The following is a 13,572-nucleotide window of genomic DNA, read 5'->3' on the forward strand; positions in this document are numbered from 1 at the left end:
TTATGGAGATAACAATTGTAGGAGCGGGTGCCATTGGCGGTGTTATTGGTGCACACTTAGCTGCAAAAGGGGAACAGATTGTTCTCTGTGATATCGCTGAAAATCATGTAAATAAAATCAATGAAAGTGGATTAACTATTGAAGGCCCGGAAGAAACCTTTACTGCAAAGTGCCCGTCTTTTACTCCAGAACAGCTGAGAAAAAGAGGGAAACCAATAGAAACCGTTTTGATTTGTGTAAAAGCTCAACATACGAAAGATGCAGTGGATGAAATATTCCCGTTGCTTTCGGAAGAATCCTTTATCGTTTCGGTTCAAAATGGATTATGTGAAAAACAGATTGCAAGTATGGTTGGAAGAGAACGTACAATTGGCTGCTTTGTTAACTTTTCTGCAGATTATCTCGAACCAGGAAGAATTCTTTATGGGGGGGTGGCGTCACTATACATTGGTGAACTCAATTCCAAAGTAACTCCCAGGCTCAACGACCTCCACCATCGCTTGCAGGCATGGGGGCCAGCACAGATAACCGACAATATTTGGGGATTTTTATGGGGGAAAATGTCCTATGCCGGACTGCTGTATGCCACTGCATTGGCTGATGAAACCATGGCAGCAGTAGTAAGGAAGCAGGATTTAAGAGAGACCTTAATGGAGCTATGCTCAGAGATATTGGAGGTTGCTGAAAAAGAGGGTGTGACACCCCTCGGATTTGACGATTGGGAGCCAGAATTAGTATACCCAAGAGAATCTCGTAATCGTGAAGTACTTGATGTACAACTAGAAAAACTATCAGTAAGAATGGCAGCTAATAAAAAGACAAAAAGCGGAATTTGGAGAGATTTAGCCGTCCGAAAACGGAAAACGGAAATTGATGCACAGCTTGTACCGATTGTAGAAATAGGAAATCAATGTGGTTTAGAAATGCCATTAACCAACGCGTTAATACAGCAAATCAAAGAACTTGAGACAGGTGTAAGGCAAATGAATTGGGAAAACCTTTATGAATTAAAAAAACTATACGAAAGGGTTCAGCAGCGATGAAATTTTTTCTCGAACAGCGTAATTTATCGGATGACGTTGCCAATATCATACGAAAAATGATTTTTAATGGAACATTAAAGCCGGGGGAACGTCTCAATCAGGCACAGCTTGCAGAGGAAATGAACATTTCCCGAGGACCTGTAAGGGAAGCTCTTAAGCTTTTAGAAAATGAGGGGCTCATCAAACATGAAACCAATAAGGGGACATTCGTGACAACCTTGTCGATGAAGGACGCCTATGAGATTTATACCTTACGAGCCCTGCTGGAAGGGGAAGCGGCGTTATTGGCCTCCGCCAACATAACAGAGAAGGATTTTACCAGATTAGAAGAATTGCTTGAAGAATTAGAGACAGCCTTTTTAGAAAAGGATTTAGAGCAGGAAGCAAGGTGCGATATTCAGTTCCATGGAACGATTGTCCAATTATCAAAGCATAAACGGTTAATTAGGATGCACCAGCAGCTTGATACACAAGTTGGAGCAATGTTTTTGACTGTTGCCAACAAACTTCCAAGCAGGGCCAGTATGGTGGTCGAAAATCACGAGTTATTGATTGATACTTTGAGAACAAGGGACCTGCAAAAAATTAAACGGGTATTTTCAGAACACTATGTTAACGCAGTGAAGGCTTTAGCGAAGCAGAAAGCAGATTAACAAAGGATGGAGGTGTTATCCATTGTTACTTAATGTTGAGAATTTATCACTATCGCTTAAAAAAGATGGTTCCTATTTGAAGATCCTCGACGATGTTTCGTTTCAGGTTGAAAAAGGGGAAACCCTGGGGATTGTCGGTGAATCTGGCTGTGGAAAAAGTATGACCGCCCTCTCGATAATGAGGCTGCTGCCTGACAAGGCAAAGCTTGAGGGGAAGGTAAATCTTGAAAAAAAGGAGATTACCGCCTTATCCAAAAAACAGCTTGAAAAAATACGTGGAAATCAAATCTCAATGATATTCCAGGATCCTTTGACATCACTAAATCCCTTGCATTCTGTAGGTAAACAAATTGGTGAAGCACTTTACCTGCATACGGAACTGTCAAAAATTGAAAGAAAACAAAGAGTGGTCCATTTGCTAAAAGAAGTTGGCTTACCCCGGGCGGATGAAATTGTGAATGAATATCCTCACCAGCTGTCGGGTGGAATGCGGCAGAGGGTAATGATTGCGATTGCCATGGCATGTAATCCAAGACTGCTCATCTGTGATGAACCGACTACTGCATTAGACGTTACTGTCCAAGCCCAAATTCTCGATTTAATGAACAAATTAAAGCAAATGAATGACATGGGAATCATCATGATTACACACGATTTAGGAGTGGTTGCAGAGGTTTGTGACAGGGTTATCGTTATGTATGCTGGAAAGGTTGTTGAACAGGGAATGGCGGAGGAGTTATTTGCCAATCCCAAACATCCCTATACAATTGGTTTGATGCAATCAATTCCGAAACTGGGAGAACGAAAAAACCAACTTGGTTCGATTCCGGGGACAGTTCCTTCCCCCAAAAATATGCCTCTTGGCTGCCGTTTCGCTGACAGATGCAATAAAGCAATGGATATATGCAGAGGAAAGCAGCCCTCAACGGTGGAGGTTGGTCCTAATCATACGGCAGCTTGCTGGTTATATGAAGAAAAGGGGGTGGGCAGGTATGACGCTTCTCGAGGTGAAAGATCTGAAGCAACATTTCACCATTAACAAAGGCTTTTTAGGAAAAAAGACAACGGTCAAAGCAGTCGATGGGGTCAGCTTTTCAGTGAATGAGGGTGAAACTTTAGGAATTGTTGGTGAATCAGGCTGCGGAAAATCTAGTTTGGGGCGTTCAATCCTTCGATTAATTGAGCCAACCTCAGGTGAAATCAAATACAAAGGAAAAAACATTACTGATTTAAAGGGAAAAGATCTAAAGGATCTGAGAAAAGAAATGCAGATTGTCTTTCAGGACCCTTTTGCGTCACTGAACCCCAGGAATACAGTGAGAGATATTTTAGAAGCGCCGTTGATTATCCATGGAGTCGGCAATCGAAAACAACGCCTTGAAATGATTGAAAACTTAATCGGTAAAATTGGACTTCGAAAAGAACAATTGAGCAATTTTCCACATGAATTTTCCGGCGGGCAGCGGCAAAGGATTGGAATCGCACGCGCATTAACGCTAAATCCAAAGTTAATTATTGCTGATGAACCGGTATCAGCTCTCGATGTTTCTGTGCAATCACAGGTACTAAATCTCATGTCCAGCCTGCAGGAAGAGTTCGGCTTAAGCTATGTGTTTATTTCCCATGACCTATCCGTGGTGCAGCATATTTCCGACCGGGTAGCGGTAATGTATTTAGGCAAGATTGTTGAGCTTGCAGAAGTTGACGAGCTGTACAGCAACCCTCAGCATCCTTACACAAAAGCACTATTATCAGCCGTTCCTGTCCCAGATCCAAAACAAAAACGGGATAGGATTATTCTTCAAGGAGATTTGCCAAGTCCAGTGAATCAGCCGACAGGCTGCACCTTCCATACCCGTTGTCCTATGGCAACCGCGGAATGTAAGACAATTGTTCCAGAGCTCCGTGAAAAATCGTTTGGTCATTGGACGGCTTGTATTCATGTATAGAGGAGGGTAAGAAAAAATTGGATGCGATTCAGTACATTTCAAAACGCTTGCTGTTAATGATTCCAATTCTATTTGGAATTAGTGTCCTGACATTTTTTATCTCACATACGATTCCCGGTGACCCCGCCCGACTCATTTTGGGACCAAAGGCAGATCCGGTAATCATAAAAGAGCTTCAGGAAAAAATGGGACTAAATGACCCGGTATATGTTCAATATGGACGTTATGTTAGCGGGATACTTCAAGGAGATCTAGGTAACAGCACGTACACGCAGCAAGCGGTGGTAAATGATTTAAAACGCTATTTTCCTGCAACTCTGGAACTAACCTTATTTTCAATGATCATTACCGTTTTGGTCGGAATTCCATTCGGTATTATCAGTGCGAACAAAAAGGATAAAATTCCAGACCAAATTACAAGATTTGCAGCATTAATCGGTGTCGCTATGCCTGCTTTTTGGCTAGGAATTATCCTGCTATTGTTCTTCTACCTTCAGTTGGGGGTGCTGCCCGGAGCGGGCAGGCTGGACACTTGGGTTTCACCTCCTGCGCACATAACTGGAATGTATACAATAGATGCGTTATTAACTGGAAACTGGCCAGTTTTTCAATCTGCATTTATCCATCTCATTTTGCCAGGTATTACTCAGGCAGCGGTAACCATTGGAATGATTACCAGGATGACAAGATCAAGCATGCTTGAAGTTTTAAGAAGCGATTATGTTCGTACGGCTTATGCAAAGGGCGGTTCTCAAAATCGTGTCCTCTACGGCCATGCCTTACAAAACGGGATGATGCCCATATTAACATTAATTGGGATGACGTTTGGTCATTCTCTGGGTGGAAGCGTCTTAGTGGAATCTGTCTTTTCTTGGCCTGGACTTGGAAAATACGCAGTAAACGCGATTACGTATTTGGATTTCCCTGCCGTTATGGGCGTAACATTATTAATTGCTGTCCTATTCATTTTTGTAAACTTAATCATTGATATTTTCTATCAGGTGATTGACCCAAGATTGAAATATGAGTAGAAAGGAGCACGCTGAATGGTTAGGCGAATTTTTTCCAGTCCGTTAACCTTAATCGGTTTTATCTTAGTGTTTATATTACTGTTCCTGGCTGCATTTGCTCCGTTGATCGCAACCTATAATCCTTTAGAAGTGAATTTTTCAAATAAATTGCAGCCACCGAGTAGTGCCCATATTTTTGGCACAGATGAAGTAGGCAGAGATATCTTTAGCCGTATCGTTTATGGTTCGCGAATTTCTTTAAAAGTAGGTCTTTTAGTTGTGGTGATTTCGTTTCCAGTTGGCACCATGCTTGGAGCAATTGCCGGTTATTTTGGTGGGTTAGTCGATCAAATTATCATGCGCTTAACAGATATTTTCCTTTCCTTTCCTGGAATCATACTTGCGATGTCGATCGCGGCCGCACTTGGTCCATCAATCGAAAACGTATTGTTAGCCTTAGCGGTGGTTTGGTGGCCTTGGTACACAAGGATTGTTCGCTCATCGGTGCTGTCAATTAAGAATGCCGAGTTTATCGAATCATCTCGTGCACTTGGTGCCCATCCGTTTCGAATTTTATTTAAAGATATCCTTCCCAATTCAATTGCACCAGCAAGTATTCAAGCATCCCTTGATTTAGGGTTTGTAATATTAGCAGCAGCAGGATTAAGCTTCATAGGATTAGGTGCACAGCCGCCGTCACCTGAATGGGGAGCGATGCTCTCATCAAGCCGGGAGATTCTTCGCGAAGCATGGTGGGCAGCGACGTTCCCTGGCTTAGCCATTTTGTTTACGGTTCTAGGTTTTAACCTGTTAGGTGATGGACTGCGTGACGTCCTCGACCCTAAGCAGCGTTAATATTTTAAGAAAAAACATTTTAGTTGGGAGGGAATGTGGAACAACAATTGCCAAAAATATTTTTAAAATATTCGAAATAACCAAGGGGGAAATAAAGCATGAAGAAAAGAAGGTTATGGATGCAGTTGGTTATGTTTGCGCTGATAGTTGGGCTGGTTTTATCAGGGTGTAACAAATACAATCAAGAATCGTCAACTCCTGCTAAAAATAACGGGAAACAAAATACAGGTAATCAGACGGATGCTGAAAAGCCAAAGGATAAAGATGTATTTAACTTTGCTACAAACCAAGATATTCCGCACCTTGACCCACATGGAACAGCTGCCAATACATCATTTCGTGTTACCTATATGCTTTACGACCGCCTAGTTACTTATGATGGAACTACTACAGAAATCAAACCTCAACTCGCCGAGAAATGGGAAGTTACTCCAGACGGCAAAACGTATACCTTCTTTTTACGCAAGGATGCCAAATTCCATGATGGTACACCTGTTACGACGGAGGCTGTTCAATATTCCTTTACACGTGCCATGAAATTGAAAAAATCTGCTGCCGGAATTTTTGAAGGTATTGTCGATGACAAAAGCTTCGAAATTGTTGATGCTAACACGATTAAAATCCATTTGAAGAAGCCGTTTGGTCCATTTGTGAAATCATTAGGAACCGTGTATGGAAATATCGTTAATCCAAAATTAAAGGAGCATGAAGGAAAAGACAATGGAGAATCATACTTAGCTTCCAACGAAATGGGCTCTGGTCCATATACACTGGCAACTTGGGACCGCGGCCAAAAGCTTGTATTAAAGGCTAATGACAGCTACTGGGGCGGTGCTCCAACGATGAAGACAGTAAATATTTTAATTGTTCCAGAACCATCGACTGCCCGTTTAATGCTGGAAAAGGGTGAGCTCGATCAATTAGATGACACAATGATCTCTCCAGATGTCCTAAACCAAATGGATGGAAAAAATGGAGTGGAAGTTGTGAAGTCTCCTGGCTACCAAATTGATGATCTATCAATGAACATGACGAAAAAACCGTTAGATAATAAATTAGTCCGCCAGGCATTAGCTCACGCAGTGAACTATGATTCTATTATCAAAGACGTGCTGCTTGGTGGTGCAGAGCGCGTCAATGGCATCGTTCCAAAGGGAATGTTTGGTTATAACGATAAGGCTACTTTGTATGATTACGACTTAGATAAAGCAAAGGATCTATTGAAACAAGCTGGCTATGAAAAAGGCTTTGACTTAGAAATTGTCATTTCCGAGAACAATGAAGTCCGTAAGAATATTGCGGTTATGCTTCAATCTGACTTGGCGAAAATCGGTGTTAAATTGAATATTAAAACCTTGGCATGGCCAACATTCCTTGACACGGTAACGAATGGTAAGCACCAGCTTGCTTTAGCAGCCTGGACACCGGATTATGCCGATCCAGATTACAACCTATGGTACTTTGCACACTCCTCTAGTAAAGGGCCAGGCTTTAACCTTGCATTCTATGATAATAAGAAGGTTGACCAGCTGTTACAAGAGGCTCGTGTTAGTGTTGATGATGCACAGCGTGATGCAGATTATAAAGAAGTTCAAGCCATTATGGCAGATGAAGCACCATATATTTTCGTAGCACAAAGAAAGGTCCAAGTTGCTAAGAAAACTTGGGTAAAAGGCTTTGAAATTAACCCAATGAATACTTGGTATGTGCCATTCCAAAAGATGACAAAGGAATAATCATAGTATCTTCTTGAACGGCAGGAAAAATATTATCTCTGCCGTTCAGGAAATTTATAGAAATATTGGAGAGGGCGAGGCTAATGTGGGAATTCGGTAATTTAGCTGCTTCGAGTAATGAAAAAGTTCAAGGATATTTAGAATTTCCGGACATTGAAGAAAAGCTTCCGTTATTTTTGATTAATGGCCAGGAAGGTCCCCGGGTTCTTATTATTGGCGGGATTCATGGCTGCGAATATACCTCAATTGACTCCGCTTTAAAGCTTGGCCAGAGCCTTAACCCAGAGGAAGTAAAAGGCAAGGTTGCCATTTTGCCAATAGCCAATCCGGCTTCATTTTATTCCCGCAGTATCTATGTTCATCCCCGTGATGGTAAAAATTTAAATCGGATGTTCCCTGGGAAGGAAGACGGTACAGATGCAGAACGACTGGCATACTGGTTAAATGAAACAGCCATTAAAAATGTGGATTACCTTATTGACCTCCATGGAGGCGATATGATTGAAGCCTTGATACCCTTTACGATTTACCATGTAACAAAGGACGAACAGGTGGCCGAGAAATCAAAAGAAATGGCATCACTCTTTGAAATTGAATATGTAGTTGGCAGCAGCGGACAGGTTCCCGGTTCTACTTACGGGGCAGCTGCGGAGCAGGGGATTCCTGCCATTATAGCAGAAGCGGGGCAGCAAGGAATTTTAAGTGATGAGAATTCTGTCCTTTTACAGGAAGGAACGAAAAATATCCTTCGTTCTCTTGGCGTTCTGGAGGGAGAAGTGAGCAGGTTCAAGTCAAAATATTTATCGAAATTTGATTGGTACCGTGCCAACCAAAGAGGTTTATGGTACCCGAGCGTAAAAATTGGTGAGATGGTTCGTAAGGGCGATAAGCTTGGCGATTTAACTGATGAGTTCGGCCATGTTGTGAAAACTTTCCATTCTGACACAAATGGAGCTGTCTTGTTCCTGGTAACCTCATTAGCGATTAATGAAAATGACCCACTTCTTGCAGTAGGTGAATAGATTGAAGGAAATATTAAAAGGATCAATAATCAATCTTGCAAATTTATATCGCAGTAAACAGCTTTCTCCAGTCGAACTTGTAAGCTATTTGTTTTCTTGTATTGAAAAAGAAGAGCTAAAGTTAAATGCGTTTATTTCACTTTTCAAGAAGGATGCGCTGGTTTCAGCACAGCAAGCAGAAGCACTATTTTTACAAGGAAAGCCAACTCACCTACTAACTGGGGTGCCGTATTCCTTAAAAGATCTATTTTATACAAGAGGAAGGCTAACAACCTGCGGGTCAACGATACTGAAAGACTTTATTCCTGATCACAACGCTGATGTGGTCGAGAAGCTTACGGACACAGGTGCTAATTTTATAGGGAAAACCAATATGCTTGAGTTTGCTTACGGAATTGTTCACCCGAAATACAAGCAAACCAACAATCCTTGGGACTTGAATAAAACTGCCGGAGGTTCTAGCGGCGGCTCCGCAGCTTCAGTGGCGGCCGGGCTCGGCTTTTTTTCTATGGGTTCGGACACAGGCGGTTCTATTAGAATTCCGGCTTCCTATTGTGGTGTTGCTGGATTAAAGCCTACCTATGATGCGATAAGCGTACAGGGCGTTTTCCCACTTTCTTGGTCACTCGATCACGCCGGGCCAATTGCCAAAACAGCCGAGGATTTATTATTAGTTTGGGATGCAATCTCAGAATTCAATACCAAGGGTTCATTAGATGGAATAAAGAGGATTGGTATACTCCCAGAATCTTATTTAAGAAGTATAGAGTCTGATGTAAGAGAAGTCTACAATCACTCACTGGACATTGCAGAAGAGCTTGGCTGGCAGCTCGTAACAGTAGAGATTCCAGGCTGGGAGAAAACCGAGGATATCCTTATGAAGATATTGCTTCCTGAAGCGGCGCAAATTCATAAAAATTGGTTGAATCGTAAACATGATTACGCACCCCTGACCTTTAGTCAACTCGAACTTGGTATGGAACAAAAAGCAGTAGATTACCTTGAAGGGCTACAGCAGCAAAAGGAGTTTCGGGTGACCGTCTCTGAGGTTTTTACTAAAGTGGATGTACTGTTGATGCCAACGGTCGCGTTTCCTGCACCCGGAGAGGATCCAGTGATTGGTGACCATGATAAAAATGAAATGACATTTACTGGTCCCTTTAATGTTTCCGGGCATCCTGCAGTCACAATTAATCTTGGCTATTCCAATGAAGGAATGCCGATTGGGATGCAATTGGCAGGACCTTTGAATAAAGACAGGGAATTATTAAGTATCGCTCGAGCATTAGAGCAAGGGGCGAATTTAAAAAAGGGGTGAGAAATATTGTCTGATATATTGTCATTTTTACAGGATCATCAGTCAGAAATGGAAGAAACGCTTTTGAGGCTTGTTGAAGCAGAATCTCCCTCTACTAACAAAGAATTAACCGACCAATGCGGCATTGTACTGCAAAAGGAATTTGAAAGATTAGTTGGCGGCAAGGCTGAGATTATTCCTCAGGAAAGGGTCGGAAACCAATATTGTTTTACATACGGGACTGGTGAGGAACAAGAGCAAATTTTAATCATTGCCCACTATGACACCGTATGGAGCCAAGGGGCACTCCCGATTAAAAAAGAAAATGGCATATTGTATGGTCCGGGTACATTTGACATGAAGGGAGGTCTAACCACTACCCTTTGGGCCTTAAAGGCATTAAAAGAGTTTAATATTTTTGGTAAAAGAAAGGTTGTCTTTTTTGTTAGTTCGGACGAGGAGGTCGGCAGCCTTTTTTCCAGGGAAACAATTGAAAAGCTGGCCAAAGACAGCTCAATGGTCTATGTACCAGAATCCAGTATTTCCCCGGATGCAGCAGTAAAAACCTCTCGAAAAGGTGTTGGATGGTTCACAATTAATATTTCAGGAGTCACCGGTCATGCCGGTATAGATCCTTGGGCTGGTGCAAGTGCGATTGAAGAGCTAGCATTGCAAATTGTGGAGATGAAGAAGTTAGCAGACAAAGAAAAAGGGATTTCAGTGAATGTTGGATTAATTGAAGGCGGCAGCCGGCCCAATGTTATTGCCAAGCATGCACATGCAGAAGTGGATGTAAGATTTACGGCAAAGGAACAAGCGTATGAGTTGGAACGTGAATTCCAAAACCTTACACCATTTTTAAATGGTACAACAGTTGAGGTGAGCGGTGGGATAAACCGGTATCCATTGGAGAGGAATGCTGAAGTCATTATGTTATATGAACAACTAAAAGAGATTGCAGCCGGCCATGGATATGAATTGAAAGAAGGTTCATCAGGCGGGGCAAGTGACGGGAATTTTACCGCAGGCCTTGGAATCCCAACCATAGATGGCCTTGGGCCACAGGGAGCAGGTGCCCATTCTGATGATGAGCATGTGGTATTGGCCAACTTACCATATCGTGCAGCATTGTTGGCGGAAGCATTGAAAAAAAATATTTAATGGGAGTGACGATTCATGTACATGATGGATTTAAGTTTGCGCCAATTTGAAGATGTGTTAAAAAGCGGTGTTGATACAGCCATTTTACCGATTGGTATGGTGGAAGCACACGGTCCCCATTGCTCGCTTGGAACAGATGTGTTAATCCCGAGGGAGTTTTTAAGACGGCTGGACAGGATTATAGGTGAAAAAGTAGTCATTGGAGCAGAAATTTCTTATGGTCATTCCTGGGCGCTGCAGTCTTTCAAAGGGACCATTGATGTTTCAGTTGAGGCATTTTCTAACTATGTATTTGAAGTAGGGAAGGAGTTTCACCGGAGCGGCTTTAAAAATTTAGTGTTTTTTAATGGGCATGGTGGAAACATTAACAGCTTAAATACGGTTGGTGAAAAGTTAGCCGATTTAGGATTAACTATTTTAATGATTAATTGGTGGGTGGATTACCGCGATACGATTAAAACTATTGCAGCTGAGCCTGGCCATGCCGGTGAAGATGAGACTTCATTAGTACTGGCAATCTCAGAATCTCTTGCGGATACTAGCCAAGTAGGCAATCACCAAATCGAGCTGTCACCAAAAATAAAGTACCGCAACTGGGGGAGATCAATTTTTCCCGAAGGCTATTTAGGAAATGCAGGAGCAGCAACTGTGGAAAAAGGAGAAAAATTGTATCAAGCAATGATTCCGCTCATGTTAAAGGACTTTGAAGACATGTGGAAGGTTAACAAACCAGTACAAACTCAAATTTAAGGGGGGTACTTGATGCTGCGTTGGACGAAGGAAAAGACAGGAGAAAAAATAGTTGATATCGTTTTAAGCTTAAATGATCAGGTGCAAAAGCTATATCAACAGGAAGTGGCAACTGCCAGCTACAGTGATGTAAAGTCGAGTCTTCATACCTTTGATGAAATCGGCAAAACGATTGAGGAAGTGGAAAAGGAGATTCAATCGTTAGAAGGGCACCCTGGCCGTTACTTAAGGTCCATGGTAAACAGCTTTCGTTATTTTGCCAGAAGCCTCCAAGGTGATAACGTTCCATATGATCAATTGATTTTGAATATTCAAGAGCTTCCATCTGTATTTATTTCCGATGAAAAAATTATTTTTATGAAAGAACAGGTGGAAAAAGGACTTAAAGACCTTGGTTACAAGGGGAGCGTTGCAGAGATGGGTGAACAATGGCGAAAGGATACGCTGATTGAACCCGAACTTGTGACGAAGGTGGCAGAAAACTTTAAGGAACGAAGCAAGGCGGGTACTTTGAAACGTGTTATTTCCCTTCCTAAAGAAGACGGGATTGACGCAATCAAATCAATACGCGGCGTGTTCTGGAGTGGTTATTCTAAATACACCGGAAATTACCGTGGTAATCTAACTTTTAATATTGACCGTCCATGGAGCGAGCCAATTTTGGCGCAAATCATGACCCACGAAGGTTACCCAGGTCATCAAGCTTTTTATTGCCGCTGGGATCATTTATTTAAGCAGGGAAAGCTTCCGTTAGAAGCTTCCTATTATTTAATCAATAGTCCTACGAACGCTTTGTTTGAAGGTGGTCCGGAAACAGCGCTTCACTTCTTGGGATGGGATGAATTAAACCAGGAGACCACAGGAGTAGATGTGGCAGCCAAGCATCAATATATTTTGGCCCGTAATTATTTGGATCTGCAGAGGATGTACACGACCAATGCGTGCTATCTATATAATCTTGGTCAAGGAAGCAAAGAAGAAGCTATAGATTATATGATTCATAAAGGCAGCATTAATACAATTGAAGCAAATAATGCATTCCGTTTCTTCTCTGATAGAATTCAACGAACGTATTATCCTTCCTATTACTATGGACGCTGGATGGTCGGTTTGGCGTATGATGCAACTCCAGTTGAGAAAAGAGATGAATATTTCAATATTCTTTATGATACGCCACATACAACATTTACATTTATCGATGACATTTCTGAGCTGCTCGGCAAAGAGTTTAGGCCATTTGAGATTGCAAGTATGCAAAGGTAGAGTAATACTGAAAGAAGGGGAAGCATGACCAATGTTCCCCCTTCTTTTTTCTGCCTTTATAAAAAAGCCACCCAAAAAGGGGGCTTCTCAATTGATTTAGGACTGTTTGGATGTCATTAAACTTTATGCTAAAAATGAACCGGTTACTTTCCTGACATAATTTTGTGTTTCTTTAAAAGGAGGAATACCTCCATACTTATCCACATTTCCCGGGCCAGCATTATACGCTGCAATGGTATAGTGGATATTACCATCATACTTATCCATAAGCTGGCGAAGATACTTGGTTCCTGCAAGGATGTTTTGTTCAGGATCAAGCGTATTTTCAGCCCCCATAGCGCGTGCTGTTCCAGGCATTAATTGCATGAGTCCAGAGGCGCCTGTTCTGCTGACAGCATTAGGGTTAAAGCTTGATTCATGCTGCATCACAGAACGAATTAATTTTGCGGGCACTTGATAAAGCCTGGATGCTTTTTCAATAATATCATCGTATTTTTGGGATGAATTCTGGTTCTGGCTTGTCCCAGCAGGAGGAACAATTGGTGCTTTTCCAATCCAGCCAAGGGAATTAGCAGCTATTAAACCGGGAACCATGGGAGTAACAGTATTTGAGATCTCAGGCAAAGTTAGATCATTCACCAGGTTTACGTCCGTTGATCCTTGGTTAGATGGATCAGAAGTAAAAGAAGGACGCTCTTGATCCCCTAAAAGTTGATTTAGAAGGTCCGTAAACATATTTGAGTTATCCTGTTCTTCCGATGAAGAACCAAAGCCTTGAAAGGCTTTTAATTCAAGCATGGCCTTTAATTTATCGATACTCATCTAAAAGCTCC

13 protein-coding genes are annotated in these 13,572 nt (G+C 42.0%); 12 read left to right on the forward strand and 1 reads right to left on the reverse strand.

All coding sequences use genetic code 11. The features are described 5' to 3' along the window. Positions 1-2: 2 nt before the first annotated feature. The 12 genes from G8761_RS20565 (at position 3) to G8761_RS20620 (ending at position 12,739) form a co-directional block, all read left to right on the forward strand. Complete coding sequence (locus tag G8761_RS20565; protein WP_166029846.1) at positions 3-1,043, forward strand: ketopantoate reductase family protein; 1,041 nt, start codon at positions 3-5, stop codon at positions 1,041-1,043. Then, a complete protein-coding gene (locus G8761_RS20570) occupies positions 1,040-1,696 on the forward strand; it encodes a GntR family transcriptional regulator (protein WP_166029847.1) in 657 nt (218 codons plus the stop codon). The genes G8761_RS20565 and G8761_RS20570 overlap by 4 nt, the downstream gene beginning before the upstream one ends. 22 nt (positions 1,697-1,718) lie before the next feature. Next, entirely contained in the window at positions 1,719-2,735 is a 1,017-nt protein-coding gene (locus G8761_RS20575) for an ABC transporter ATP-binding protein (RefSeq protein ID WP_166029848.1), read from the forward strand. Then, the gene (locus tag G8761_RS20580) at positions 2,689-3,645 is read left to right on the forward strand and encodes an ABC transporter ATP-binding protein (protein WP_166029849.1); all 957 of its coding nucleotides are present in this window, start codon (positions 2,689-2,691) and stop codon (positions 3,643-3,645) included. Before G8761_RS20575 ends, G8761_RS20580 begins: the two co-directional genes overlap by 47 nt. A gap of 17 nt (positions 3,646-3,662) precedes the next feature. Further along, positions 3,663-4,676 carry an ABC transporter permease gene (locus G8761_RS20585; RefSeq protein ID WP_166029850.1) on the forward strand — a complete coding sequence of 338 codons (1,014 nt, stop codon included), beginning with the start codon at positions 3,663-3,665 and terminating at the stop codon, positions 4,674-4,676. Positions 4,677-4,691: 15 nt separating this feature from the next. Beyond that, positions 4,692-5,510, forward strand: coding sequence for a nickel transporter permease (nikC, locus tag G8761_RS20590; RefSeq protein WP_166029851.1), 819 nt, complete (start codon positions 4,692-4,694; stop codon positions 5,508-5,510). A gap of 98 nt (positions 5,511-5,608) precedes the next feature. Beyond that, a complete protein-coding gene (locus G8761_RS20595; RefSeq protein ID WP_166029852.1) occupies positions 5,609-7,246 on the forward strand; it encodes an ABC transporter substrate-binding protein in 1,638 nt (545 codons plus the stop codon). 83 nt (positions 7,247-7,329) lie between these two features. Further along, positions 7,330-8,268 (forward strand): M14 family metallopeptidase, encoded by a 939-nt coding sequence (locus G8761_RS20600; RefSeq protein WP_166029853.1) that lies wholly within the window; start codon positions 7,330-7,332, stop codon positions 8,266-8,268. Position 8,269: 1 nt separating this feature from the next. Continuing rightward, positions 8,270-9,586, forward strand: a complete 1,317-nt coding sequence (locus tag G8761_RS20605; protein WP_166029854.1) for an amidase — start codon at positions 8,270-8,272, stop codon at positions 9,584-9,586. A gap of 6 nt (positions 9,587-9,592) precedes the next feature. Then, complete coding sequence (locus G8761_RS20610) at positions 9,593-10,726, forward strand: M20 family metallopeptidase (protein ID WP_166029855.1); 1,134 nt, start codon at positions 9,593-9,595, stop codon at positions 10,724-10,726. Positions 10,727-10,741: 15 nt separating this feature from the next. Next, complete coding sequence (locus tag G8761_RS20615) at positions 10,742-11,476, forward strand: creatininase family protein (RefSeq protein WP_166029856.1); 735 nt, start codon at positions 10,742-10,744, stop codon at positions 11,474-11,476. Positions 11,477-11,488: 12 nt separating this feature from the next. Continuing rightward, complete coding sequence (locus G8761_RS20620; protein ID WP_166029857.1) at positions 11,489-12,739, forward strand: hypothetical protein; 1,251 nt, start codon at positions 11,489-11,491, stop codon at positions 12,737-12,739. Positions 12,740-12,862: 123 nt separating this feature from the next. Here G8761_RS20620 and G8761_RS27705 read toward each other — a convergent pair whose 3' ends face one another. After that, positions 12,863-13,561, reverse strand: a complete 699-nt coding sequence (locus tag G8761_RS27705) for a lytic transglycosylase domain-containing protein (protein ID WP_166029858.1) — start codon at positions 13,559-13,561, stop codon at positions 12,863-12,865. Positions 13,562-13,572: the final 11 nt, after the last annotated feature.

Source organism: Neobacillus terrae, from assembly GCF_011393025.1.
Lineage (GTDB): Bacteria > Bacillota > Bacilli > Bacillales > Cytobacillaceae > Neobacillus_A > Neobacillus_A terrae.